Source organism: Pseudonocardia sp. (assembly GCF_025465255.1).
Classification (GTDB): domain Bacteria; phylum Actinomycetota; class Actinomycetes; order Mycobacteriales; family Pseudonocardiaceae; genus Pseudonocardia.
This window is the reverse complement of the sequence record NZ_JAODNI010000127.1, coordinates 14873-40242: the sequence shown is the minus strand read 5'-3', so window position 1 is coordinate 40242 and position 25370 is coordinate 14873. Positions and strand designations below refer to the sequence as shown.

General features: G+C 73.1%; 21 protein-coding genes. 12 read left to right on the top strand and 9 right to left on the bottom strand.

The window, feature by feature from the left end; all coding sequences use genetic code 11:
- Window positions 1-137 precede the first annotated feature (137 nt).
- Complete coding sequence (locus JWP64_RS15860) at window positions 138-980, bottom strand: enoyl-CoA hydratase-related protein (protein WP_297497241.1); 843 nt, start codon at window positions 978-980, stop codon at window positions 138-140.
- Window positions 981-1105: 125 nt separating this feature from the next.
- Here JWP64_RS15860 and paaZ point away from each other — a divergent pair, with 125 nt between their 5' ends.
- The 6 genes from paaZ (at window position 1106) to JWP64_RS15830 (ending at window position 8773) form a co-directional block, all read left to right on the top strand.
- Window positions 1106-3160, top strand: coding sequence for a phenylacetic acid degradation bifunctional protein PaaZ (gene paaZ / locus JWP64_RS15855; RefSeq protein ID WP_297497238.1), 2055 nt, complete (start codon window positions 1106-1108; stop codon window positions 3158-3160).
- 68 nt (window positions 3161-3228) lie between these two features.
- The gene (gene paaK / locus JWP64_RS15850) at window positions 3229-4488 is read left to right on the top strand and encodes a phenylacetate--CoA ligase PaaK (RefSeq protein ID WP_297497262.1); all 1260 of its coding nucleotides are present in this window, start codon (window positions 3229-3231) and stop codon (window positions 4486-4488) included.
- A gap of 106 nt (window positions 4489-4594) precedes the next feature.
- On the top strand, window positions 4595-6289 hold the full coding sequence (locus tag JWP64_RS15845; protein ID WP_297497235.1) for an SDR family oxidoreductase: 1695 nt from the start codon (window positions 4595-4597) through the stop codon (window positions 6287-6289).
- On the top strand, window positions 6286-7161 hold the full coding sequence (locus JWP64_RS15840) for a metal-dependent hydrolase (protein ID WP_297497232.1): 876 nt from the start codon (window positions 6286-6288) through the stop codon (window positions 7159-7161). The genes JWP64_RS15845 and JWP64_RS15840 overlap by 4 nt, the downstream gene beginning before the upstream one ends.
- Window positions 7158-8150 (top strand): PDR/VanB family oxidoreductase, encoded by a 993-nt coding sequence (locus JWP64_RS15835; RefSeq protein WP_297497229.1) that lies wholly within the window; start codon window positions 7158-7160, stop codon window positions 8148-8150. Before JWP64_RS15840 ends, JWP64_RS15835 begins: the two co-directional genes overlap by 4 nt.
- Window positions 8147-8773, top strand: coding sequence for a TetR/AcrR family transcriptional regulator (locus JWP64_RS15830; RefSeq protein ID WP_366890032.1), 627 nt, complete (start codon window positions 8147-8149; stop codon window positions 8771-8773). The genes JWP64_RS15835 and JWP64_RS15830 overlap by 4 nt, the downstream gene beginning before the upstream one ends.
- 13 nt (window positions 8774-8786) lie before the next feature.
- Here JWP64_RS15830 and JWP64_RS15825 read toward each other — a convergent pair whose 3' ends face one another.
- Window positions 8787-9191 (bottom strand): DUF5709 domain-containing protein, encoded by a 405-nt coding sequence (locus tag JWP64_RS15825; protein WP_297497226.1) that lies wholly within the window; start codon window positions 9189-9191, stop codon window positions 8787-8789.
- Between the two features lie 96 nt (window positions 9192-9287).
- On the opposite strand from JWP64_RS15825, the gene JWP64_RS15820 reads away from it, so the two are divergent.
- The gene (locus JWP64_RS15820) at window positions 9288-10946 is read left to right on the top strand and encodes a long-chain fatty acid--CoA ligase (RefSeq protein ID WP_297497223.1); all 1659 of its coding nucleotides are present in this window, start codon (window positions 9288-9290) and stop codon (window positions 10944-10946) included.
- A 24-nt stretch (window positions 10947-10970) separates the two neighbouring features.
- Here the strand turns inward: JWP64_RS15820 and JWP64_RS15815 are convergent, their stop codons facing one another.
- A complete protein-coding gene (locus JWP64_RS15815; protein WP_297497220.1) occupies window positions 10971-11549 on the bottom strand; it encodes a TetR/AcrR family transcriptional regulator in 579 nt (192 codons plus the stop codon).
- Window positions 11550-11653: 104 nt separating this feature from the next.
- Here JWP64_RS15815 and JWP64_RS15810 point away from each other — a divergent pair, with 104 nt between their 5' ends.
- The 3 genes from JWP64_RS15810 (at window position 11654) to JWP64_RS15800 (ending at window position 14011) form a co-directional block, all read left to right on the top strand.
- Window positions 11654-12079 (top strand): organic hydroperoxide resistance protein, encoded by a 426-nt coding sequence (locus JWP64_RS15810; RefSeq protein ID WP_297497257.1) that lies wholly within the window; start codon window positions 11654-11656, stop codon window positions 12077-12079.
- Window positions 12080-12293: 214 nt separating this feature from the next.
- A complete protein-coding gene (locus JWP64_RS15805) occupies window positions 12294-13676 on the top strand; it encodes an ammonium transporter (protein WP_297497217.1) in 1383 nt (460 codons plus the stop codon).
- Window positions 13673-14011 (top strand): P-II family nitrogen regulator, encoded by a 339-nt coding sequence (locus tag JWP64_RS15800; protein WP_297497214.1) that lies wholly within the window; start codon window positions 13673-13675, stop codon window positions 14009-14011. Before JWP64_RS15805 ends, JWP64_RS15800 begins: the two co-directional genes overlap by 4 nt.
- 4 nt (window positions 14012-14015) lie before the next feature.
- Here the strand turns inward: JWP64_RS15800 and JWP64_RS15795 are convergent, their stop codons facing one another.
- A complete protein-coding gene (locus JWP64_RS15795; protein ID WP_366890029.1) occupies window positions 14016-17291 on the bottom strand; it encodes a carboxyl transferase domain-containing protein in 3276 nt (1091 codons plus the stop codon).
- Between the two features lie 223 nt (window positions 17292-17514).
- Here JWP64_RS15795 and JWP64_RS15790 point away from each other — a divergent pair, with 223 nt between their 5' ends.
- On the top strand, window positions 17515-17685 hold the full coding sequence (locus JWP64_RS15790; protein WP_297497211.1) for a hypothetical protein: 171 nt from the start codon (window positions 17515-17517) through the stop codon (window positions 17683-17685).
- Between the two features lie 10 nt (window positions 17686-17695).
- Here JWP64_RS15790 and JWP64_RS15785 read toward each other — a convergent pair whose 3' ends face one another.
- The 4 genes from JWP64_RS15785 to JWP64_RS15770 form a co-directional block, all read right to left on the bottom strand.
- A complete protein-coding gene (locus JWP64_RS15785) occupies window positions 17696-20320 on the bottom strand; it encodes an MFS transporter (RefSeq protein ID WP_297497208.1) in 2625 nt (874 codons plus the stop codon).
- Window positions 20321-20378: 58 nt separating this feature from the next.
- Entirely contained in the window at window positions 20379-20867 is a 489-nt protein-coding gene (locus JWP64_RS15780; RefSeq protein ID WP_297497205.1) for a MarR family transcriptional regulator, read from the bottom strand.
- Between the two features lie 67 nt (window positions 20868-20934).
- A complete protein-coding gene (locus JWP64_RS15775) occupies window positions 20935-21399 on the bottom strand; it encodes a MarR family transcriptional regulator (protein WP_297497202.1) in 465 nt (154 codons plus the stop codon).
- A 31-nt stretch (window positions 21400-21430) separates the two neighbouring features.
- Entirely contained in the window at window positions 21431-22555 is a 1125-nt protein-coding gene (locus JWP64_RS15770) for a nitronate monooxygenase (protein ID WP_297497199.1), read from the bottom strand.
- Between the two features lie 138 nt (window positions 22556-22693).
- Here JWP64_RS15770 and JWP64_RS15765 point away from each other — a divergent pair, with 138 nt between their 5' ends.
- On the top strand, window positions 22694-23869 hold the full coding sequence (locus JWP64_RS15765) for an MBL fold metallo-hydrolase (RefSeq protein ID WP_297497197.1): 1176 nt from the start codon (window positions 22694-22696) through the stop codon (window positions 23867-23869).
- Between the two features lie 13 nt (window positions 23870-23882).
- Here JWP64_RS15765 and JWP64_RS15760 read toward each other — a convergent pair whose 3' ends face one another.
- Window positions 23883-25289 (bottom strand): MFS transporter, encoded by a 1407-nt coding sequence (locus JWP64_RS15760; protein WP_297497194.1) that lies wholly within the window; start codon window positions 25287-25289, stop codon window positions 23883-23885.
- Window positions 25290-25370: the final 81 nt, after the last annotated feature.

Here is a 25370-nt window from a genome sequence, read left to right as displayed (position 1 = left end):
GCGCGCGGAGTGACGCCACGCGCGCCGTCGACCACGCGCGTCGCGCCGGACGGCGCGCGTCGTCCCGGGGTGCGCCGCCCCCGAACGACTCGTGTCCGATCACGTCCACATCGTGCCCCTCCCTCGCGACCGGCGGGTCACGCGCCCTCGAAGGCCGGCCGCTGCTTGGCCAGGAACGCCTCGACCGCGACCCGGTGGTCCTTCGTGACGCCCAGCCGGGCCTGCGCCGCACCCTCGGCCTCGAGCACCGTGTCCAGCGACGACACCGCGCCGAGCGCGACCGCCTTCTTGATCTCGGCGTACGCCAGCGTGGGGCCGGCCGCCAGCCTGCGGGCCAGCTCCAGCGCGGTCTCCAGCACCGCCTCCACCGGGACGACCGCCCTGACCAGGCCCGACGCCTTCGCCTGGGCCGCGTCGAAGGACTCCCCCAGGAGCAGCAGCTCGGTGGCCCGGGCGGCACCGAGGGAGTGCACGAGGCTGGCCGAGAGGCCCGAGTCCGCCGTCAGCCCGATCGCCGCGAACGCCGTCGCGAAGCTCGCGGTGTCCGCGGCGACGCGCAGGTCGCATGCGAGGGCGAACCCGAGCCCCGCGCCCACAGCGCCACCGTTGATCGCGGCGACCACGGGCTTCGGCATCGTCGCCAGTGCCCGAACGATCGGGTTGTAGTGCTTCTCCACCGTGTCGAACGACGTGGCGGCGTCCGCCTCCAACGCCTTCGCGTGCTCGCCGAGATCCTGCCCGACGCAGAACGACTTCCCCGACCCCGCCAGCACGACCGCCCGCACTCTCGTGTCCGCCGCGACCCGCTCCAGGGCCTCCACCAGGGCTTCCTTGAGCTCGACGGTCAACGCGTTGCGCTTGGCCGGCCGGTTCAGCGTCACGATCGCGACGGCCGGGTCCTGCTCGTCCACGGCCACCAGGACCGCGGGGTCGACGTCCTTCGAGCCGGCTTCGGTGCCTGCACCACTGTTCGTCTGCACGGCGTCATGCTAGCCTCCCCGACAACCGAACGATCGTTCGCCGCGGGTCCGGGAGGATGCCGTCCGGCGTGCGCCGTCCCGCCGCACGAGCGGGGTCAGACCTTCCCCGACGACGAGGAGAGCACATGACCGCCCCACTCCGGAGCCACGTCCTCGGTGACTGGCACACCCCCACCGCCGAGGGGCGGCCGCTGTTCGACGCGGTGACCGGCGAGGAGGTCGCCCGGATCTCGTCGGACGGCCTCGACTTCGGCGCCGCGCTGGACTTCGGCCGTACCACCGGCGGGCCCGCGCTGCGCGAGCTGACCTTCCACCAGCGCGCCGCCCTCCTCAAGGCGCTCGCCGGCCATCTCCGCGAACACCGCGAGGAGCTCTACGCCGTCTCCGCGCGCACCGGCGCCACCCTCGGGGACTCGAAGTTCGACGTCGACGGCGGCATCGGCGTGCTGCTGGCCTACGCGAGCAAGGCGAAGCGCGAGCTGCCCAACGCCACCGTCTACGTCGACGGCGACGTGGAGCCCCTCGGCCGCGGCGGCACCTTCCTCGGCCAGCACATCGCGACCCCGCTGCACGGCGTCGCCGTTCAGGTCAACGCGTTCAACTTCCCCGTCTGGGGGCCGCTGGAGAAGCTCGCGCCCGCGTTCCTCGCCGGCGTCCCGAGCCTGGTCAAGCCCGCCAGCCCCACCGCGTTCCTCACCGCGAAGCTCGTCGAGCTGATCGTCGGCTCCGGCCTGCTGCCCGCGGGCGCGCTGCAGTTCGTCGCCGGCGGCGTCGGGGACCTGTTCGACCACCTCACCGGCCAGGACCTCGTCTCCTTCACCGGCTCCGCCTCCACCGCGCAGACCCTGCGCACGCACCCCGCGATCGTCCGCAACGCCGTGCGGTTCACCGCCGAGGCGGACTCGCTCAACCTCTCCGCGCTCGGCCCGGACGCCACCCCCGGCACCGACGAGTTCGACCTCTTCGTCAAGGGCCTGGTCGCCGAGATGACGGTCAAGGCCGGGCAGAAGTGCACGGCCATCCGCCGCGCCTTCGTTCCCGAACAGCACGTCGACGCCGTCGTCGAGGCCGTTTCGGCGAAGCTCGCCAAGGTCACCGTCGGCAACCCGGCCAGCGAAGGAGTCCGAATGGGCGCGCTGGCCAGCCTGGACCAGCGCGAGGAGGTACGCCGCAGCGTGAAGGCCCTCGCCGACGCCGGGCGCATCGTGTTCGGCGACCCGGACAAGGTCGACGTCCTCGACGCCGACCCGGACCGCGGCGCGTTCGTCTCGCCGTTGCTGCTGGTCGGGGACCCGGAGCGGGCCGAGCCGCACGAGGTCGAGGCCTTCGGCCCCGTCTCGACCATCCTCCCGTACAGCTCCACCGCGCAGCTGATCGACTACGCCGCCCGCGGCCAGGGCAGCCTCGCCGGTTCGATCGTCACCGCCGACACCGCCTTCGCCCGCGAGGTCGTCCTCGGTGTCGCCCCCTGGCACGGGCGGCTGCTCGTGCTCAACGTTCGCGACGCCGAGGAGTCCACCGGGCACGGTTCCCCGATGCCGCAGCTCGTCCACGGTGGTCCCGGCCGCGCCGGCGGCGGCGAGGAGATGGGCGGCATCCGCGGCGTCCTGCACCACATGCAGCGCACCGCGATCCAGGCCGACCCGGACACCCTTGCCGCGATCACCGGCCGCTGGGTCACCGGAGCCGAGCGCCACGAGACCGACGTACACCCCTTCCGCAAGCACCTCGAGGAGCTCAAGCCCGGAGACACCCTCGTCGCGGGCCCGCGCACGGTCACCCAGGAGGACGTCGAGCACTTCGCCGAGTTCACCGGCGACACCTTCTACGCCCACATGGACGCCGAGGCGGCCGCCGCGAACCCGCTGTTCGGCGAGCGCGTCGCCCACGGCTACCTGATAGTCTCCTTCGCCGCCGGGTTGTTCGTCGACCCCGCGCCCGGGCCGGTGCTGGCCAACTTCGGCGTCGACAACCTGCGGTTCCTCACCCCCGTCAAGTTCGGCGACGAGCTCACCGTGACGCTGACCTGCAAGCAGCTCACCCCGCGCGAGTCCGCCGGCTACGGCGAGGTCCGCTGGGACGCCGACGTCACCCGCCAGAACGGCGAGTCCGTCGCCCGCTACGACGTGCTGACCCTCGTGGCCAAGCAGGAGTCGGCGCAGAAGGAGGCGGCGAAGTGACCACCACGGCCCCCGCCCGCCGGCTCGGCGACGCCCCGGCGCCGGAGACGCTCGACCCGGCCGAGCGCATGTCCGCCGACGAGCTGCGCGCCCTGCAGCTCTCGCGTCTGCAGTGGACGCTGCGGCACGCCTACGCGAACGTCCCGCACTACCGCCGCGCCTTCGACGCCCACGGCGTGCACCCGGACGACTGCCGCGAGCTCGCGGACATCGCCAGGTTCCCGACGACGAGCAAGAAGGACCTGCGGGACAACTACCCGTTCGGCATGTTCGCCGTGCCGCAGGAGCAGGTCCGTCGCGTCCACGCGTCGTCCGGCACCACCGGCAAGCCGACCGTCGTGGGCTACACCGCGAAGGACATCGACGACTGGGCCGGGCTCATCGCCCGCTCCATCCGCGCCGCCGGCGGCCGCCCGGGCCAGAAGATCCACAATGCCTACGGCTACGGCCTGTTCACCGGCGGCCTCGGCGCGCACTACGGCATCGAGAAGCTCGGCGCGACGGTGATCCCGGTGTCCGGCGGCATGACCCCGCGGCAGGTCCAGCTCATCTCCGACTTCGAGCCGGACGTCATCATGCTCACCCCGAGCTACATGCTGACCCTGCTCGACGAGTTCGCGCGCCAGGGCATCGACCCGCGGGCGACGTCGCTGAAGGTCGGCATCTTCGGCGCCGAGCCGTGGACCGAGCAGATGCGCTCCGAGATCGAGGAGCGGATGAACATCCACGCCGTCGACATCTACGGGTTGTCCGAGGTCATGGGCCCGGGTGTCTCGCAGGAGTGCGTGGAGACCAAGGACGGCCTGCACATCTGGGAGGACCACTTCCTGCCCGAGGTCGTGGACCCCCTCGACGGCACTCCCCTGCCGGACGGCGAGGAGGGCGAGCTCCTCTTCACGTCGCTGACCAAGGAGGCGTTGCCGATCATCCGGTACCGCACCCGCGACCTGACGACGTTGCTGCCCGGCACCGCGCGCCCCTCGATGCGCCGGATGGCCAAGATCACCGGCCGCAGCGACGACATGATCATCCTGCGCGGGGTCAACCTCTTCCCGACCCAGATCGAGGAGATCGTCCTGCGTACGGCGGGGTTCGCCCCGCACTTCCAGCTCGAGCTGACCACCGAGGGCCGGATGGACGCCCTCGCGGTACGGGTCGAGGCGCGCGAGGACACCACCCCCGAACGCCGGGAGGCCGCGGCGGCCGAGCTCGTCAAGGCGGTCAAGGACGGCATCGGCGTGTCCGTGACATGCGAGGTCGTGGAGCCGGACTCGCTGGAGCGCTCGGTCGGCAAGCTGCAGCGCCTCAAGGACCGCCGCACCAGGTGACCGCCGGCGATCGCACGAACGGCACCTTCGGTCGGACCTGGTGGACGAAAGTGCCGAACGCGGGCGATCAACCGGGCCTTGTTGACACGGTTTCTACGATGACACCATGTCTCACAGCGAGGTGGCGACCTCCGACGGCCTGCGGCTGGCCGTCCAGGAGCACGGGGATCGGGCCGCAGGGCAGACCCTCGTCGCGATACACGGGTACCCGGACGACCACACGGTCTGGGACGGGGTGGTGGCCGCGCTGGGCGCGGACGTCCACGTCGTCACCTACGACGTCCGGGGCGCGGGCGCGTCGGGGGCGCCCGCGACCCGGGCGGGCTACGCGCTCGACCAGCTCGCGGACGACCTGGCCCGGGTGATCGACGCCGTCAGCCCGGACCGGCCGGTGCACCTGCTCGCGCACGACTGGGGCGCGATCCAGACCTGGCACGCGGTGACGGGTGAACGGCTGGCCGGCCGGGTCGCGTCGTACACGTCGATCTCCGGGCCGTGTCTCGACCATGCTGCGCGCTGGTTCCGCCGCGGGCGCCTCGGCGACCGGCTCCGGCAGGCGGCCGCGTCCTGGTACACGGTGCTGTTCCAGCTCCCCGTGCTGCCGGTGCTCGCGTGGCGCTCCGGGCTGTTCGGGAGGGTGATCGCGGCGCGCGAGGGCGTGCCCCGCCCGTCGACCTCGGACGCGGTGCGCGGACTCGAGCTCTACCGCGCGAACTTCGGCGCGCGCCTGGCGAAAGCCGAGGCCCGGCGGACGAGCGTCCCGGTGCAGGTGCTCGCACCCACCCGGGATGCCTACGTCACCACCCCGCTGCAGGCCGAGATCGACGAGTACGTCGACGACCTCGCGGTGCGGCGCATCCCGGGCGGGCACTGGGTGCCGCGGACCCGGCCGGACGTGATCGCCCGCTGTGTCCGCGAGCTGATGACGAGCGTGGCGGGGGGCCCGACGAGCCCCGCGCTCACGAAGGCGCGGGCCCGGGACCGCTGGGCGGACCGGCTCGTCGTCGTGACCGGGGCCGGCAGCGGGATCGGCCGGGCCACCGCGCTGTCCTTCGCCCGACGCGGCGCGGAGATCGTCGTCGCGGACCGCGACGGGGCGACCGCAGACGAGACCGTTCGGCTCGTCCGGGCGGCGGGCGCGCGGGCATCCGCCCACCCGGTCGACGTCTCCGACGGAGCGGCGATGGCGGCGTTCGCCAAGCGCGTCGCCGCCGAGCACGGGGTGCCGGACGTGGTGGTGAACAACGCGGGCATCGGCATGGCCGGCTCGTTCGCGGACACCACGCCGGAGGACTGGCAGCGGATCATCGACGTCAACCTGTGGGGCGTCATCCACGGCAGCCGGCTCTTCGCCGCGCAGCTGCGCGAGCACGGCGAGGGCGGGCACGTCGTCAACGTCGCCTCGGCCGCCGCCTACCTCCCGCAGCGCACGCTCGCCGCGTACGCGACCACGAAGTCCGCGGTCCTCACCCTGACGGAGTGCCTGCGCGCCGAGCTGGCGGGCGAGGGAATCGGGGTCAGCGCGATCTGTCCCGGCTTCGTGCACACCAACATCACCGTGACCACCCGGTTCGTCGGGACCGACGCCGAGACCGAGAAGCGACGGCAGGGCGCCACGACCGCGCTCTACGCGAAGCGCAACTACACCCCGGAGCGCGTGGCGGAACGGATCGTGCGCGCCGTCGAGCACGACAGCCCGCTGGTCCCGGTGACGCCCGAGGCCCACCTCGGCCTGCTGGCCTCCCGGCTGACCCCCGGGCTGCTCCGGGAGTTCGCGAAGCGGGAGATCGGTCCCCGATGAACCAGGACCCCGACCGGATCGCGCTGCACGCCCGGGACGTCGCCTTCGACTGGTCCGCGCTGCCGCTGCACTGGATCCCCGGCGAGCCCTTCGCCACCCACCTGCTCGACGTGCTGCACCTGCTGCTGCCGGAGGGCGAGCGGTGGTTCGTCCGGCTCTTCTCCGATGCGTTGCCGCTGGTCAGGGACCCGCAGCTGGCTGAGGACGTGCGCGGGTTCATCGGGCAGGAGGCGATGCACGCGGTGTCGCACCAAGGGGTGCTGGACCACCTCGCGACGGCCGGCATCGACACCGGCCCGTACGTCGGCAGGATCGAGTGGGTGTTCCGCGAGGCGCTCGGCGACCGGGGGCTCGACGGTCTCGCGGCCCAGGAGTGGCTGGTGGAGCGGGTCGCGCTGGTCGCGGCGATCGAGCACCTCACGGCGTTCCTCGGGCAGTGGGTGCTCGAGGCGAGCGAGCTGGACCGGGCGCACGCGGACCCGACGATGCTGGACCTGCTGCGCTGGCACGGCGCCGAGGAGGTGGAGCACCGCAGCGTCGCGCACGACCTCTACGTGCACCTCGACGGCCGCTACCTCCGCCGGGTGCGGAACCTCGCGATCGCGGCGCCGATGCTCGTTCGGCTCTGGGCCCACGGCGTCGCGTTCCTGCTGTCGCGGGACCCGGAACCGAGACGCGCCCGGTGGCGGGACCTCGCCCGGGCCGCGCGGCTCGGGCTGTGCCCGCCGCTCGGGACGATGCTGCGGTGCGTGGTCGCCTACCTGCGGCCGGACTACCACCCGTCGCGCCACGGCTCGACCGACGCCGCGGTCGCCTACCTGGCGTCCTCCCCCGCGGCACGGGCGGCGGACGGATCGGCCGGAGCGGTGTGAAGGAGGACCGCCTCGCCGAGGTCATCGGCAGCGCCGCGCTGCGGATCGCCCTGCGCAGCGGGCGGCGCCGGCGGCCGGCGCAGCCGGTGGACCGGGACCTCCGGCTGACGGTCACCGCCGTCCGGGCGGAGGCACCGGACGTCGCCGGGCTGACGCTCGCGCGCCCGGACGGCGCGGACCTTCCCGCGTGGCGGCCCGGCGCGCATCTGGACCTGGTACTGCCGTCGGGACTCCTGCGCCAGTACTCGCTGTGCGGGGACCCGGACGATCGCGCGAGCTACCGGATCGCGGTGCGCCGCCTCGCGACCGGCTCGGCCGAGGTCCACGGGCTGGCACCCGGCACGGAGATCACCGCCCGCGGGCCGCGCAACGCCTTCCCCCTCGCCGCCGCGCCCGGCTACCTGTTCCTGGCCGGAGGCATCGGGATCACCCCGCTCGCGCCGATGGCGCGGGCGGCTGCGGCCGCCGGGGTGCCGTGGCGGCTCGTGCACACCGGCCGGGACCGGGCGTCGCTGCCCCTGTCCGCCGCGCTCGACCCGGCCCACGTCCTCCTCCGCCCGGACGACGAGCACGGCGGGCCACCGCCCGTCGCAGCTCTCGTCGCGGAGCAGCTCGCCGCGCTCCCGCGAGGCTCGGCGGTCTACTGCTGCGGCCCGCCGCCCATGATCGACGCGGTGCGCCGGGCCGTCCCGGCCGGGCATCGGCTGCACTCCGAACGCTTCTCCCCGCCGCCGGTGCGCGGCGGCCGGGCGTTCACCGTGGAGCTGGCCCGGACGGGACGCACGGTCGACGTCCCGGCGGACCGGTCCGCGCTGGACGCCGTGCAGACCGTGCTGCCGGCCGTCCCCTACTCGTGCCGGCAGGGCTTCTGCGGGACGTGCCACGTCCGGCTGCTGGCGGGGCGCACCGAGCGGGACACCGCCGCGCCGGGTTCGATGGCGCTGTGCGTGGCGAGGGCGGAGGGCGACCGCCTGGTGCTGGACCTGTGAACGACGCCCGGCCGGCGCGCCGGATGAGCCCCGAGCGCCGCCGCGACCACCTCGTAGCGACGGCGCTGGAGCTCTACGCCCGGATGCCTCCGGAGCAGGTGACGGTCGACGACGTCAGCCGGGCCGCGGACGTCTCGCGCGCGCTGTTCTACCGGTACTTCCCGAACCTGCCGGCGTTGCACGTCGCGGCGCTGTCCACGATCGTCGACGAGCTGATCGACCGGATCTCGCTGCCCGGCAGCGGCTCGGACGTCCTCCCCACCGAGCAGCTGCGCGACGCGCTCGACGCGTTCCTCGACACCGTCGAACGGCACGCCCGGGCCTACGTGGCCCTGCTGCGCAGCGGATCGGTGATCGCGACCGGGGAGACCGACGCGCTGGTCGACGCGGTGCGCCGGCACATCGTCGCGCTGCTCGTCGAGCGGAGCGGGCTCGAGGACCCCGCGCCGCTGCACCTGATGACGCTGCGCGGCTGGGTGGCCCTCACCGAGGGCGCGCTGCTCAGCTGGCTGCAGGAGCGGGCCGTGCCGCGGGCGGAGCTCGTCGGGTGGTTGATCGACCAGCTGACCGCGATGCTCGCGGTCACCGCCGCACACGACACGCCCGAAGGCCGGCCCGGCTGAGCCGGCCTCACGGTCAGTCCTCGTCGCCCACCACGTGGACGGCGGCCTCCTCCGACGACGCCCCGGCGCCGTCGACGCCGACGTCCCGCGCCCAGGAGTCCGCGTCCGTGTCCTCGGCGCCGCCCCCGTCCGAGTCGACCAGGCGGCCGGCGCGGACGTCGCCGACCTGGTCGTCGGAGAGCTCGCCATCGGTGTCCGAGGTGTCCCCGAGGCCGTCGCCCCCGGAGTCGGCAGCGCCGTACTCCGGCAGCTCCTCGGACAGGCGCTCGTCGAGGTCCTCGTGCTCCGAGGCGTTCCAGGGGCGCTCGGGCGGCGAGTAGCCCTCGTCCAGCACGTCGTCCGAACCCCGGTCGTCCAGCGTGTCCTCGGGTTCCAGCTGGTCCGAGTCGTCCTCCGGGCCGTTCGCGTCGCGATCCATGGGCCCAGCCTGGCACGCTCTCGCCTCACTCACCCCGCACGGGCAGCTAGCTGCGTTCTACCCTTGCCGTGACGCCGCTCTCACCGTGGAGGGTCGATGCAAGGACTGATGTTCGACAGCCAGCTGCTGCTGCACTCGTTGCTGTGGCGGACCGAGCGGCTCTTCGCCGACAAGCAGATCGTCACCAGGGTGGGCCCCGGCGAGTACCACCGCTACACCTACCGGGACTTCGGCAAGCGCACGCGGCGCCTCGGCGACGCCCTCACCACGCTCGGCGTCGCCCCGGGCGACCGGATCGGCACCCTGGCGTGGAACCACTACCGCCACCTCGAGACCTACTTCGGGGTCCCCGGCATCCAGGCGGTCCTGCACACGATCAACCTCCGCCTCTCCCCCGCGCAGCAGAAGTTCACGATCGACAAGGCCGAGGACCGGTTCCTGATCGTCGACGTCGACCAGCTCGACCTCGTCGCGGAGCTCCTGGACCTGGGCCTCCCGACCGTCGAGGCCGTGATCGTGCTGGCCGACGCCGTCCCGGAGCACCGGCTCACGGTCCCCGTCCACTCCTACGAGGAACTGCTCGCCGGCGGCGACGAGAACGCCCAGTTCGCGGAGTTCGACGAGAAGACCGCGTCGGCCATGTGCTTCACCAGCGCGACGACGGGCGACCCGAAGGGCGTCGTCTACTCCCACCGCGCCATGGTGCTGCAGGCCATGTGCCTGGCCATGCACGACAAGCTGAACATGGCGGAACGCCAGATCTGGCTCGAGGTCGCGCCCATGTTCCACTGCAACGGCTGGAACATCCCGCACACGGCGCTCCTGCAGGGCGCGACGCTCGTCCTGCCGGGCGCGCACCCCATGCCGGGCGACTACGTCGACATCATCGAGGACCTCGGCGTCACGGGGATGAACGCCGCCGTCACCATCGGCACGATGATCCGCGACGCCGTCCGCGCGAGCGACCGGCCGCGGGACCTGTCCTCGCTGGACACGCTCTGGCTGGGCGGGCAGGCGCCGTCGAAGGCCGTGATGAAGTGGTTCAACGACGAGTACGCGTGCGAAGTCATGCAGGGCTACGGCATGACCGAGAACTCCCCGCAGATCTGCTTCTTCGCGCTGAAGTCGACGCTGGCGGACCGGACCGAGGACGAGATCTACACGCTGCGCCAGACCCAGGGCCTGCCGATCCCGCTGCTGCAGATCAAGGTCGTCGACCCGCCGTCCGGCGACGAGCTGCCCTGGGACGGGGTGAGCATCGGGGACTTCCACGTCCGCTCCCCGTTCACCGCCAGCGAGTACTACCGGGACGAGCGCACCGCGGACTCGATCGTCGACGGCTGGCTGCGCACCGGCGACGTCGGCTGCATCGACCCCGAGGGCTACGTCCTGCTCAAGGACCGCAGCAAGGACCTGATCAAGTCCGGCGGCGAGTGGATCTCCACGATCGACCTGGAGAACGCGCTGATGCTCCATCCGAAGGTCGCGGAGGCGACGGTCGTCGGCGTCGAGGACGAGAGGTGGCTCGAACGACCACTCGCCTGCGTCGTGCCCTCGGACGCGTCGCTGACCACCGAGGAACTGCAGGAGCACCTGCTCGCGGAGGGCTTCCTCAAGTTCTGGGTCCCGGACACGTTCCTCTTCGTCCCCGAGGTCCCCAAGACCAGCGTCGGCAAGTACGACAAGAAGGCCATCCGCGGGGTGATCGCGACGGAGGGCGTCGACGGCGCCCGCGCCACGCTGGGAGCCGGCTGACCGCCCCTGAGCCCTACGCCGGAGTCAGGCCGCCTCGGCCAGGATCGACGCGACGCCCCTGGTCAGGGTCACCCGCGCCCGTTGCGGATCGGCGAGGTAGCCCGCGACCATCGCCCCGTCCCGCAGCATCATCAGGTGCGCGGCGGCGCCCTCGGGGTCCGGGTGGCCGGCCGCGGCCAGGTCCGCGGTGAACAGATCCGCGAGCCAGCGGCGATGCTCGGCGACCGCGCGGTGCACGGGGCTGCGCGGGTCCGGGAACTCCGCCGCGGCGTTGATGAACGAGCAGCCCCGAAAACCTCTGCTGCACAACGTCTCCGCCATCGCGTCGACGATCGCGCGGAGCTGCGCGGCGGCCTCGGGCGGCGTGCCGGCCCGCGGCCCGGCGACCGCCCGCACCGCCTCGTCCACGCTGCGCAGGTAGGCGACGACGAGGTCGTCCTTGCTCGGGAAGTGCCGGTAGAACGTCGCCCGGGTGACCCCGGCCTCCGCGATCACCCGGTCGACGCCGACGGCGCGGATCCCCTCGCCGTAGAACAGCGCGGACGCGGTGCGCAGGAGGCGCTCCCGGGCCTCCGAGACGCGTGGCGCGGCAGGCGTGGACATGTCGTCACGGTAGCAGAGAGAACGTTCGGTCTTGCATCTCGGCGCGAGCCGTGACAGGGTCGGACCCACAGCAAGACCGAACGTTCTACCTCGTCAGGGAGTGCATCATGAAGGTCCTCTACACCGCCGCCGCCATGTCCAGCGGGGACGCTCGCAACGGCCACGTCCGCTCCTCCGACGGCCTGCTGGACTTCGACCTCGCGGCCCCGAAGGAGATGGGCGGAGCCGGCGGGGCCACCAACCCGGAGCAGCTCTTCGCCGCGGGCTACTCCGCATGCTTCCACTCCGCACTCAAGCTCGTCGCGAAGAACCAGAAGGTGGAGATCTCGGACTCGGCCGTCTCCGCCGAGGTCGGCATCGGCCCGAACGACGCCGGCGGGTTCGGCCTCACCGTCGCCCTGCACGTCGAGCTCAGCGGCGTGGACCAGGCCACGGCGGACGAGCTCGCCGAGGCGGCCCATCAGGTGTGCCCGTACTCCGACGCCACCCGCGGCAACATCGATGTGACGGTCGACGCCACCGTCGCCTGAGATCGGCCTCTCCTTTCGGGAGGTTGCGCATCGCTCGTCATTTCTGGAAGCATTCCGAGATCGACGATCTCCCTGGCGAATCGTCCGGAATCAGCATCAGAATCACGAATGCGAGGGCCGTTCACCGTGCGGAAACGGTGAACGGCCCGCGCCGGAAACATTGCGCGCAGAACATTTCGCTCCGAGGCCGTTCGGGCTCGGAGCGGGAGGCAGAGTGGTCAACGCAGGGGACACCGCCTGGGTGCTGGCGAGCGCCGCACTCGTCATGCTGATGACGCCGGGACTGGCGTTCTTCTACGGCGGAATGGTCCGTAGCAAGAGCGTTCTGAACATGCTGATGATGAATTTCATCTGCCTGGCTGTCGTCGGTGTGCTGTGGGCGTTGTACGGCTACAGCTGGGCATTCGGGGACGACGCGTTCGGCGGCCTCGTCGGCGGTGGCCAGTTCGCCGGCCTGGCGAACACGGTCGGCCACCTCGTCGGTGTCGGCACCACGGACACGCCCTGGCCCGGGCCGGACGCGCTGCCGGCCACGGCGTTCGTCATGTTCCAGCTGATGTTCGCCGTGATCACCCCCGCCCTGATCTCGGGCGCGATCGCGGACCGCACCAAGTTCTGGGGCTGGACGGCGTTCGTCGTCGGTTGGGTGAGTCTGTGCTACTTCCCGGTCGCGCACTGGGTCTTCGCGTTCAACGGCTTCACCGGCCCGGACAACTCCGGCGGCTGGATCGCCAACACCCTGAAGGCCGAGGACTTCGCCGGTGGCACCGCCGTCCACATCAACGCGGGCGCCGCGGGCCTCGCCCTGGCCCTCGTCCTGGGCAGGCGCCGGGGCTGGCCGCGGGAGCGGATGCGCCCGCACAGCCTGCCGTTCGTGCTGCTCGGGGCCAGTCTGCTGTGGTTCGGCTGGTACGGCTTCAACGCCGGGTCCGCGCTGAGCGCGAGCGACCTCGCCGGGACGGCGTTCACCAACACCACCCTCGCCACCTGTACCGCCGTGCTCGGCTGGCTGATCGTCGAACAGCTGCGCGACGGCAAACCCACGACGCTCGGTGCGGCGTCCGGTGCCGTGGCCGGGCTCGTCGCGATCACCCCGGCCTGCGGGTACGTCGCGCCGATGGGCGCGCTCGCGATCGGGCTGATCTCCGGCGCGGTCTGCGCTCTGGCCGTGAGCATCAAGTACCGGTTCGGCTTCGACGACTCGCTCGACGTCGTCGGCGTCCACCTGGTCGGCGGACTCATCGGCACCCTGCTCATCGGCTTCTTCGGGGACAACGCCGTCAACTCGGCCGCGCTCGGGGACAACGGGCTCTTCTACGGCGGCGGACTGGTCCAGCTCGGCCGCCAGGCGCTCGCCGCGGGCGCCGTGCTCCTCTACTCGTTCATCCTGGCGTTCGTCCTGGGGACGATCGTCAAGAAGACGATCGGGTTCCGGGTCGACGACGAGGAAGAGGTCACCGGCGTCGACGAGTCCGAGCACGCCGAGACCGGTTACGACTACTCGACCCTGGGTGGCGGCGGCGTCCCCGGTGCCGCCGGCAGGCCCCCGACCGGCGGTCCCGTCGCCGCGGCTGCCCACGAGGAGGCCGAGCCGTGAAGCTGATCACCGCCATCGTCAAGCCGTTCACGCTGGAGGACATCCGGAACGCGCTCGATCAGCTCGCTGTGCTCGGGATGACCGTCAGCGAGGTGCAGGGCTACGGCCGACAGAAGGGCCACACGGAGGTCTACCGCGGCGCGGAGTACGCCGTGGACCTGATCCCGAAGGTGCGGCTGGAGATCGTGACGGACGACGTGCTGGCGGACAAGGTCGTCGACGCCATCGTCGGGTCCGCCCGGACCGGGAAGATCGGCGACGGCAAGATCTGGGTCACCCCGGTGGACACGATCGTGCGGGTCCGCACGGGGGAACGGGGCGCCGACGCCGTCTGACCAGCTACCAGGTGTCGATGTTCGGGCGGACCTTCTCCGGTTGCGGGCCCACCTTCCGCTCCGGGAACGAGCTGCTGATCCAGCGGCGGGTCTCGGCCGGGTCGATGACGTCGTCGATCTCGAAGACCGTCGCGGTGGCGAGTGCCTTGCCCTTCTCGTACTCGGCGGCGACCCTCTTCTCGAACAGCGCCTGCCGCTCGTCGAGGTCCTCGACCGCCGCCAGCTCCTTGCGGTACCCCAGCCGCACCGCGCCCTCCAGCCCCATCCCGCCGAGCTCGCCGGTCGGCCAGGCCACGGAGAACGCCGGCGCCTTCAGGCTCCCCGCCGCCATCCCCTGCCCGCCCAGGCCGTAGCACTTGCGGATGATCACCAGCCCGAGCGGCACGGACAGGTTGGCCCCGATCACGAAGAGCCGGCTGAAGTGCCGGACCGTCGCCTCACGCTCCGACGCGGTGCCGACCATGAAGCCGGGGGTGTCGCACAGCGAGACGATCGGGAGCCCGAACGCGTCGCAGAGCTGCAGGAACCGGGCGGCCTTGTCCGCGGCGTCCCGGTCGATCGCGCCGCCCAGGTGCGCCGGGTCGTTCGCGATCAGGCCCATCGGCCGGCCCTCGACGCGGATCAGCGCGGTGATCATCCCGGCGCCGAAACCGGGGCGCAGCTCCAGCACCGAACCGTCGTCCGCCAGGCCCTCGATCGCGGCGCGCATGTCGTAGACGCGGACCCGGTTCTCCGGGACGACGTGCCGCAGCGCCCGCTGGTCCGGCGCGGTCCAGTCCCGCACCGGGCCCTGGAAGTAGGAGAGGTACTGCTTCGCGACGCGGGTCGCCTCGGCCTCGTCGGGGACCAGGACGTCGACGACGCCGTTGGGCACCTGCACGGCCATCGGGCCCACGTCGTCCGGCGCGACGACGCCCAGGCCGCCGCCCTCGATCATCGCCGGGCCGCCCATGCCGAGGCTCGTGCCCTCCACCGCGATGATCACGTCGCAGATGCCGAGCAGCGCGGCGTTGCCCGCGAAGCACCGTCCCGCCGCGACACCGACGAGCGGCACGAGCGCGCTGAGCCTGCCGAACAGCTCGAACGCGGGGACGTCCAGCATCGACGCCCAGCTGCCGTCCGTGTCCCCCGGCCGCCCGCCGCCGCCCTCCGCGTAGACGACGACCGGTAGCTTCCGCCGCGCGGCGAGCTCGAAGATCCGGTCCTTCTTCTTGTGGTTGGTGAAGCCCTGCGTGCCGGCGAGGACCGTGTAGTCGTAGGACAGCACGACCGCGCCGGCGTTCTCCTCGCCGACGAGATCGGCGTTGATCGTGGCGGTGCCCGCCAGCATCCCGTCCGCGGGCGTGCGCTCGATGAGGTCGTCCAGCGAGCGGCGCCGGCGTTGCGCGGCGATCGCGAGCGCCCCGTACTCGACGAAGCTGCCCTCGTCGCAGAGGTCCGCGAGGTTCTCCCGGGCGGTCCGCAGGCCCGTCCGCCGGCGCTTCTCGACGGCGGCGCCGCGGCGTTCGTCGAGCCCGACGGCGTGCCGCTCGATCACCTCGGCCAGGTCGGGCCGGATCAGGTCGAGGTCGACCTCGTCGAGCGCGACGGCGGCGCCCGCCAGGCCCTCGACGGGGTCGAGGACGACCAGCACGTCCTGCGCGGCGATCGTGTCCCCCACCCCGACGGCGACCGTCCGGACCGTGCCGGAGACCGGCGCCGACACGACGTGCTCCATCTTCATCGCCTCGAGGACCAGCAGGGTCGCCCCGGGGCGGACCTCCTCGCCGTCCGCGACCTCGACGGCGACGACGGTGCCGGGCGCGGAGGCGCGCAGGGCGGTCGCCCCCTCGGGGAGCGTGACCTCCGCCTGCGGGTGCCGCTGGTCCGCGACCACGGTGCCTTCGACGTACCGGTGCGGGCGGGCCGCGGCCAGGATCTCGGCGAGGTGCTCGTCCAGGAACCCGGTGGTGAGCTCGCCGGACCGGAAGGCGGGGTGCGCGACGATCCCGGCCAGCACGTCCACGTTGGTGTCCGCCCCCGCCACGTTCACCTCGGACAGCGCCCGATGAGCCCGGGCCGCGAGCGCGACGAAGTCCGGCGAGCGGTCGTGGACGATCAGCTTCGCCAGCAGCGGGTCGTAGCGCAGGCTCGTCCGGTAGCCGACGTAGCCCGCGGCGTCCACGCGTACCCCGCGGCCGGACGGGAGTTCGAAGGCGGTCAGGGTGCCGGCGGCGGGGGTGATCGTGCCGTCCGGGTTCGTGGTCTCGAGACTGATCCGGGCCTGTAGCGCGGCGCCGACGGGCACGGGCGCCTCGGCCTGGGTGAGGCACAGGTCGGCGAGGGAGGACCCGGCGGCGAGCTCGATCTGCGCCCGCACGAGGTCGACCCCGGTGACCTCCTCGGTGACCGTGTGCTCGACCTGCAGCCGGGGGTTGACCTCGATGAACGCGATCCTCTTGCCGCTGACCAGGAACTCGACGGTCCCCAGCCCCGCGTACCGGACGGACTCCCCCAGCCGCACCGCTGCGGCGAGCAGCTCGTCCCGGACGGAGGCGGGCAGGCCCGGGCTGGGCGCGACCTCGACGATCTTCTGGTGCCGTCGCTGGATCGAGCAGTCCCGCTCACCGAGCTGCGTCACCGCCCCGGTGCCGTCGCCCAGGATCTGCACCTCGACGTGCCGGGCCGGGGAGAGCAGCTCCTCGGCGTAGACCCGGTCGTCGCCGAAGGCGGACCTCGCCTCGGACGTGCAGCGGGCGAAGGAGTCGAGCAGCGTCGACGGGTCCGTGACCCGGCGCATCCCGCGCCCTCCCCCGCCCGAGACGGCCTTGAGCATCACCGCGCCGGGCGCCGGGAGCGCGCGCTGGAACTCCTGCGCGCCGGCCGCGTCGACGGGGCCGTCCGTGCCGGCGAGCACCGGGAGGCCGGCCGCCTGGGCCAGCGCGCGGGCCCGGGTCTTGTCCCCGAACGCGGCGAGGATCTCCGGGGACGGCCCGACGAACGTGAGGCCCCGTTCCGCGCAGGCCTCGGCGAAGCGGGCGTTCTCGCTGAGGAAGCCGTAGCCGGGATGGACGGCGTCCGCGCCCGCCTCCTCGGCGGCGCGGAGCACGTCGTCGACGTCGAGGTAGGCGGGGACGCCGGAGCCGCGCAGGGCGACGGCCGCGTCCGCCTTCGCGACATGCGGCGCGTCCGCGTCGTCCGTGGCGAAGACGGCGACGGCCGGGATCCCCAGGTCGGCGGCCGCGCGGGCGATCCGGATCGCGACCTCGCCGCGGTTGGCGATGAGCAGCCGGGTGATCACGCCGGGGTGAACCTCACTGTTCGGTCCTTCGCGTCGGCGCTGCCACCCCGGCATCGTCAGCGACGGTGACGCCGGTGTCAATCCGCGGCCGGCCCCGTCCGCCGGGCGCGTCCGTCCGGCGGAGGCATCAGTGGAACGGGGGCCGCGGTCCTCCAACGGCGGGACGCGCCGCGAGTAGCGTCCGCTCCCCGACGAGGACGGCTGCCGGGCAGGAGGACGCACCGTGCCGGAGATCCGTCTGCTGGGTGAGCAGCGGATGGCCCGCGCGCCGGACGCGGCCGGGCGGCAGCCGTCGTCCCGGGCGTTGGAGCTGCTGGCGCACCTCGTCCTGCACGCGGGGCCCCGCAGGCCCGGCCGCGGCTCGCCGGCGTCCTCTGGCCCGCCGGCGGGCTGACGCCGCAGGCTCAGCTACCGGCGACCGGGATCCGGAGGGGGCCGGTCGCCGGTTCCCGCACCGCGCCGGGGCCCGGGTTCGACGGGCCCGTGGCGGGGCCCAGCGCGACGCGCACCGAGGCCGTCCCACCGGCCGGGACCTGCACGACCTGCACGTCCGGGGCGTAGCCCGAGGCGGTCAGCGTGTAGGTGCCGCGCGGCAGGTCGTCGAAGCCGAAGGTGCCGTCCGGGCCGGTGACGGACGAGCCGACCACCTGTCCCCGCTCGTCGACGAGGGTGGCGACCGCGTCCGGGACGGTGCGGCCCGTGCCGCCCGCGCGGACGGTGCCCTCCAGGCGGGCGCGGCGCGGGAGCTCGAGGTCCCGTTCCGTGGTGAGGCCGTCGAGCAGCTCGACGGCCGACGCCACCGGCTGGTGGCCCTCGCCCGACGCGGTCAGCGTGTACCAGCCGGCCGCGACGCCGTCGATCCGGTAGCGGCCTTCGACGTCCGTGCGGGCGGACCCCGCGACGTCGCCGCGGGCGTCGATCAGCGTGACGGTGACGGCCTCGGCCGGAACCGGGCCGAAGCGCGGGTCGGGCAGCCGGACCGTGCCGGCGAGGTGGCTCGTCCCGCTGAGGAGCACGTCGTGCCGGACCGCCCCCTCCGCCACCGGGACCATCACCGCGTGCGGCTGCAGCGCGCCCGAGGCCGCGACCAGCAGGTACGTCCCACCGGTCGGCAGCGCGACGGCGTAGGAGCCGTCCCGGTCGCTGACGGCGCGGCCGGCCTGGACGCCGCTGGGGGCGGTCAGGGTGATCACGGCGCCGGTTAGCCCGGCACCGTTCGCCCCGGTGACGCGACCGTGGACGGTCGGCCCGGCCGCGTACTGCCCGGCCCCGTACTGCCCGATCGGAGCGTGAGCGACCGGAGCGGGGGCGTGGTGCGCGGGGACGGTGTGCCGGCCCGCGAGCCACATCTCGTCGGCGGGGGCACCTGCGGCGCCCGCGGCCGCGACCGGAGCGGCCACGACGGGGGCGGGGCCGGCCGCGGGAGCGGCGGGGGCCCCGGCCTGCTGCTCGAGCCCGCTCGCGGTGCGCAGCGGCACCTCCTTGATGAACAGGACCGCCACCAGTGTGATCACCGAGAGGATGGCGGCGATGAGGAAGATCCGGGCGGTGCCGTCGCCGTAGGAGGCGCGGACGATGTCCGCGATGAGGGGCGGCAGCTGGTTCAAGCTGCCGATCCCGACCTCGCCCGAGGCCGCGGAACCGGCCGTCGGCACACCGGCGTCGGTGAGGCCCTTGGTCGTGAGGTTCGCGACCTGGGTGGCGAGGACCGCGCCGAGGACCGAGACGCCGATCGTGCCGCCGAGCGAGCGGAAGAACCCGACGGTCGAGCTCGCCGCCCCCAGGTCGCGGATCGAGACGGTGTTCTGCACGGCGAGGACCAGGTTCTGCATCGTCATGCCCAGGCCGAGGCCCAGAACCGCGAGGTAGACGCCGACGAGGATCATGTCGGTCTGGTGGTCGATCGTGGCGAGCAGACCGAAACCGGCGACGAGCAGCACCGAGCCCCCGACCAGGAAGCCCTTCCACCGCCCGAGCTTGGTGATCAGCGTGCCGGAGACGGTGGCCGAGACCGTCGAGCCGAGGATCATCGGCAGGGTCAGCAGGCCGGCCGCGGTCGGCGAGTAGCCGCGGGCGATCTGGAAGTACTGGCCGAGGAAGACGGCGCTACCGAACATCGCGACACCGACGGCGACGCTCGCGACCGTGGCGAGGGTGGTGGTCCGGTTCTTGAACAGGTGCAGCGGGATGATCGGCTCCGCCGCGCGCGACTCGACGAACACGGCGAGCGCCAGCAGCACGACACCGATTCCGAGCATCAGGAACGACGTGCCCGAGGCCCACTCGAAGTCGTTGCCCGCGAGGGTGACCCAGATCAGCAGGTCGCAGACGCCGGAGGCGATCAGCGCCGCGCCCAGGTAGTCGATGACGACCTTGCGCTTGACGACCGGCAGGTTCAGGGTGCGCTGCACGAGGATCAGCGCGGCGATCGCGAACGGGACGCCGACGAAGAAGCACCAGCGCCAGCCGAGCCAGCTCGTGTCGACGATGACGCCGCCGATCAGCGGGCCGGCGACGGTGGCCACGGACATCACCGCGGCCATCGGGCCGGTGTAGCGGCCGCGCTCCCGCGGGCTGATCATCGCGGCCATCACGATGACGACCAGCGACTGCAGGGCACCGAGGCCGAGGCCCTGGACCGCCCGCCAACCGATCAGGATGGGCACCGTCGTGGAGAAACCGGCTGCCACCGAACCGCCGACGTAGAGCAGGATCGCGAGCTGCACCAGCAGCTTCTTGCTCACCAGGTCGGAGAGCTTGCCCCAGATCGGGGTGCTCGCCGTCGACGACAGCAGGGTGGCCGTGACTAGCCACGTGTACTGGCTCTGCGAGCCGTGCAGGTCCGTGATGATCGTCGGCAGTGCGTTGGACACGATCGTCGCCGACAGCATCGCGGTGAACAGGGCCAGGAGCAGCCCGGACAGGGCCTCCAGGACCTGCCGGTGGGTCATCCCGACGGGTTGCTCGGGGATCGCCGGGGCTTCGGCCCGGGTCGTGGCAGCGGTGGGCGCGCTGCTGGGGCTGGACACGTGGGTCTCCTCGTACAGGTGTGCGGTGGTTCGGCGGGGCGAGACGGGACGGCCGGGCTCAGCCGGTGGCGGCGGGGAGCCGGCGCAGCCGTCCCTCGCCCGGGACGGCCATGTCCAGGAGCTGCTCGACGAGCTCCTTGAAGCCGACGGCGACGCGCCGGACCTCCTCGTCGTCCAGGTCCCCGAGGGCGGCGGCGAGCTGCAGGTTCCGGTAGCGACGGTGCTCGGCCAGGACGGCCCGGCCGGCGTCGGTGAGGCCGAGCAGCTGGGCGCGCCGGTCCTCCGGGTCCGGTCGGCGGTGGACGTGCCCGGCCTCCTCGAGTGCGACGACGCGGCGGCTCACGACGGACGGGTCGACGTCCAGGTCGGTGGCGACGCAGCCGAGCCGCCGCTCCCCCTGGTGCTCGAGCAGGTTCAGCATCGACGCGTGCCAGATCGGCAGCCCCGAGCCGTGCGCGGACCCCGCGGCGGGACGCGCCAGCCGGACCAGGCGTGCGACGGCGTACACGGTGTCGACCACCTCGCCGGCGGTGCTCTCGGTGATCACAGGACAACTCCCTTTGATTGCTACACGCAACGATACACTAATGGTTGCGTCGTGCAATCTTTAGGGCTCAGATCACTCCGGCGTTACCCAGCTGGTGCAGGAGCCGGGTCAGCTCGACGACGTCCCCGCGGTCCCAGGTGCCGAGCGCGGCCCGCCACCGGGCCCGCTGGCCGTCGAGCAGCGCGAGGACCTTCTCCCGGCCGTCCGGGGTGAGCCGGACGATCCGGACGCGGGCGTCCTGCGGGTCGCTCGCCCGCTCGGCCAGGCCCAGCCGGACGACCGCGTCGACCTGCCGGGTGACAGTGGACTTGTCCAGCGACAGCGCCTCGGCCAGCTCGGTCATCCGCAGCTCCCCGTGCCGCCCCAGCAGCACGACCAGCGGGAACGCGGTCGGGTCCAGGGCGGGGTGCAGGGCCCGGGCCTGCTCCCGGCTGCCGAGCCGGGCACGGCGGATCGTCGCCACCATCTCGTTCTCGAGGGCGGCCAGGTCCTCCGGCCGCACCTCCGCCGCCTCGGCCCCCGGTTCCGCCACGGGGACAGTCTCCCCCGCGGCGGTCCGGGGCCTACGTCAGGTGGGACAGCTCCGCGAGCCGGGCGGCGCACTCGTCGATGATCGTCCGTGCGATCTCCCCCGCCGGCCGCAGCGCGCCGAACCCGCCGACGACCTGGCCGACGAAGAACGACTCCAGCGCGAGCGCGCCCTCATGCCCGGCCTCGGCGGCCTCGTCGATCCGCGCCCAGGCGTCGGAGATCAGCATCGGCTGCAACGGGAGCGGCAGGGCCGCGGGGCTGCCGTCGGACTCCCACTCGTCGTGCCACGCGCTGCGCAGCTGCCGCGCGGGCTTGCCGGTCCGGACCCGCGAGCGGACGGTGTCCGCGCTGCCGGCGGCCAGGAACTTCCGCTTCACGGACGCGGGCGAGACGTCCTCGTGGCTGGACAGCCACACCGAGCCGCACCACACCCCGGCCGCACCGAGCGCGAGGGCCGCGGCCATCTGCCGCCCGGTTGCGATCCCGCCCGCGGCGAGCACCGGGACGTCGCCGGCCAGCTCGACGACCTCGGGCGTGAGGACCATCGTCGCGATCGTGCCGGTGTGCCCGCCGGCCTCCGTGCCCTGCGCGACCAGCAGGTCCACCCCCGCGTCCAGCTGGCGGCGGGCGTGCCCGGCCGTCCCGCACAGCGACGCGACGACGACGCCCGCGGCCCGCGAGCGCTCCACCAGCGTGGGCGGGGGCGGGCCCAGCGCGTTCGCGACCAGGGCGATCGGATGCGCGAACACGACGTCGAGCAGGGCCGGGACACCGCTCGGGTCCAGGTTGGCGATCAGCTCCCCGTCGGGCTCCCGGGTGGTTCCTCCGGCGGGGATGTCGTAACGGGCCAGAAGCTCCTCGACGAACCGCACGTGCTCGTCCGGGATCTGCGCCCGCAGGCTCGCGGCGAGCGTGGCGCGGTCCCCGGAACCCTCGGCGCTCTTCGCCGGGACCAGCAGGTCCACGCCGTACGGGCGGCCCCCGAGCTGCTGCTCGATCCAGGTGAGCTGCGCGTCGAGCTCCGGGGGCGTGTACGCGGACGCGGCGAGGACCCCCAGGCCACCGGCCCGGCTGACCTCCACGACCACCCCCGGGGAGCGGTTGAAGCCCACGAGCGGGGCGTCGATGCCCAGCAGGTCCGTCACGGCGGTGTGCATGTTTCCGGACGGTAGGCGTCCGGAACGCCGCCGGGCAAGGTCCGGCGAGACGGATGTCTCCCCCGTCCCGGTTGAGGGTGATGCACCTGCATGGTTAGCGTCCGTGGGAGGACGGTCGTCCGGAGAGCGGGTACACACGTGAGCGAGCAGGACGAGACCGAGCGACGGCTCGGCATCACGGTGGTCGGCACCGCGCAGCGTGAGGCGTGGGCGGCGCGGGTGCTGCCGCCGGTCGAGCGGCTGGACGCCGGGCTGTGGTCCGTGCCGGTGCCGATCCCGGACAACCCGCTCCGCTACACCCTGAGCTACCTGATCCCCGCGGACGACGGCATCGTCGTCGTGGACCCGGGCTGGGACACCGACGACGGCTGGGCGGCCCTGACCGCCGGGCTGGCCGCGGCCGGCGCCGCGTTCGCGGACGTCACCGGCATCGTCGCCACCCACGTGCACGCGGACCACCACGGCATGTCCGCCCGGCTGCGGGACCGCACGGGCGCCTGGGTGGGCATGCACCCGGCCGAGCGGGACTCGCTGCCGCAGCGCACCGGGCTCCTCCGCCGCGCGGACATGCGCGCGACGCAGGCCCGCTGGCTGCGCGCGGCCGGTGCGGCCGAGGCCGACGTGGCCGAGCTCTGCGGCGTCCCGGCGGACGACTGCGAGGTCCACGACCTCCCGGACCGCACGCCCATGGCCGAGCCCGACGTCCTGCTGCACGACGGGGACGCGCTGCCGGTGCGCGGCCGGACCGTCCGCGCCGTCTGGACGCCGGGGCACACCCCCGGGCACATCTGCCTGCTGGAACCCGACGCGGGCGTCATGCTGACGGGGGACCACGTGCTTCCGCGGATCACCCCCAACATCGGCCTGGCGCCGGACTTCGGCGGTGCCCCGCTCGCCCTGTTCCTGGACTCCCTCGAACGGGTCGCCCGGTACGACGAACACCGGTCCGACGCGCGGTCGGGCCGGCTCACCGCCCTGCCCGCCCACGAGTACCGCTTCCGCGGCCTCGCCACCCGGGCACGCACGCTGCAGGCCCACCACGCGGAGCGCTGCCGGGAGCTGCTCGACGTCGTCGAGCAGCTGGGAAACCCCACGCTGTGGGAGGTCACGAAGGCGCTGACGTGGTCCCGGCCCTGGTCGGAGGTGGGGCCGATGCGGATGGGAGCGCTCGCCGAGACCGGCGCGCACGTGCGCCACCTCGTGGACCTCGGGCAGCTGATCTGGGACGGGGCCGTGCCCGCGTTCGGCAGCTCCGGCGAGGACGTCCCGAGCCGGGTGCGGCGCAGCGACCCCGTCCGCTCGACCGTGGCCTGACGATCGCGCTCGCTCAGGGCTCGCGGCGCTCGGCCAGCATCTCCCGCGCCTCCGCCTCGGTCGCGACGGCGGGCTGCGATCCTGCCAGCGGTTTCCCCGCGCTCTCGGACAGCAGGTACACGGAGATCGCGCCGACCACCCCCGCCGCCATCAGGTAGTACCCCGGCCAGTTCAGGTCGCCCGTGACCAGCACCAGCGCCCCGATGATCGTCGCCGCCGTCCCCGCGAACGCCGAGACGAAGAGGTTGAAGGTGATCGAGAGCCCGGTGTAGCGGATCTCGGTCGGGAAGAGCGCGGGCAGGGTCGCCGGCGCGGTCGAGGAGAAGCAGACCAGCGTCAGACCCATGATCAGCAGGCCGAGGAACGTCGTGCCGACCCCGCCGCCGCGCAGCAGCAGGACCGAGGGCAACCCGAACACCACGAGCGCCACCGCGCCGATCATCAGCACCGGGCGGCGGCCGATGCGGTCACTGAGCCGGCCCAGGAACGTGATCAGGGCCATCAGGATGAGCAGCACGAGGATCTGCAGCAGGTTCGACGCCGTCTCGCTGATCCGGTCCTCCGGCGGGAGCGTCTGGGTGACGTAGGTCGGGACGTAGGCCGTGAGCACGTAGTTGGTGACGTTCCAGGCGATGATCACGCCGCCGGCCACCAGCATCGACCGCCAGTACTTGGTGAAGAGCAGCCGGAGGGCCTCCTTCGCCGGGGTGCCCTGGTGGGACTCGGACTTCTCGACAAGATGTACGTACGCCGGGGTCTCCTCCAGCTTCACCCGCAGGTAGAGCCCGACGGCGCCCAGCGGCAGCGCCAGCAGGAACGGGATCCGCCAGCCCCACGAGACGAGCTGGTCCTCCGTCAGCGCCCAGGTGAGGAACGTGACCAGGCTGGCGCCCAAGGCGTAGCCGGTGAGGGTGCCGAACTCCAGCCAGCTGCCCAGGAAACCGCGCCGGCGGTCCGGCGCGTACTCGGCGATGAAGGTCATCGCCCCGCCGTACTCGCCGCCGGTGGAGACGCCCTGCACGAGCCGGACCAGGAGCACGAGCAGCGGCGCCGCGACCCCGATCGACGCGTAGCTCGGCAGGATCCCGAGCACGAACGTGCCGACCGCCATCATGATCACCGTGATGGCCAGGACCTTCGTCCGGCCGACCCGGTCGCCGAGCGGGCCGAAGAACAGCCCGCCGATCGGACGGACCAGGAAGGACACGGCGAAGACGGCGAAGGCGTAGACCGTGGCCGTCGCGGGCGGGAGGTTCGAGAAGAAGACCTTGGTGATCGTCCCGACGAGGTAGGAGTAGACCCCGAAGTCGTACCACTCGGTCACGTTGCCGATCGCCGCCGCGGCCACCGCCCGCCGAACCGTCGACTCGTCCGTGATCGTGATGCCGCCAAGTCCGGCCGGCTGCCCGTCGTCGTCCACGGCAGGCGACCGTAGTCCGGCGGCAGGCCGGTCGCAGCGCGGCACTGCCCCTGGCCAGGGGAGCCAATCGCCCGTACCGGA

Coding starts and splice junctions, on each gene's coding strand:
- JWP64_RS15770 (WP_297497199.1), bottom strand. CDS start 22,555: ATGCACACCGCCGTGACGGACCTGCTGGGCATCGACGCCCCGCTCGTG.
- JWP64_RS15820 (WP_297497223.1), top strand. CDS start 9,288: ATGCAAGGACTGATGTTCGACAGCCAGCTGCTGCTGCACTCGTTGCTG.
- JWP64_RS15825 (WP_297497226.1), bottom strand. CDS start 9,191: ATGGATCGCGACGCGAACGGCCCGGAGGACGACTCGGACCAGCTGGAA.
- paaK (WP_297497262.1), top strand. CDS start 3,229: ATGTCCGCCGACGAGCTGCGCGCCCTGCAGCTCTCGCGTCTGCAGTGG.
- JWP64_RS15840 (WP_297497232.1), top strand. CDS start 6,286: ATGAACCAGGACCCCGACCGGATCGCGCTGCACGCCCGGGACGTCGCC.
- paaZ (WP_297497238.1), top strand. CDS start 1,106: ATGACCGCCCCACTCCGGAGCCACGTCCTCGGTGACTGGCACACCCCC.
- JWP64_RS15815 (WP_297497220.1), bottom strand. CDS start 11,549: ATGTCCACGCCTGCCGCGCCACGCGTCTCGGAGGCCCGGGAGCGCCTC.
- JWP64_RS15845 (WP_297497235.1), top strand. CDS start 4,595: ATGTCTCACAGCGAGGTGGCGACCTCCGACGGCCTGCGGCTGGCCGTC.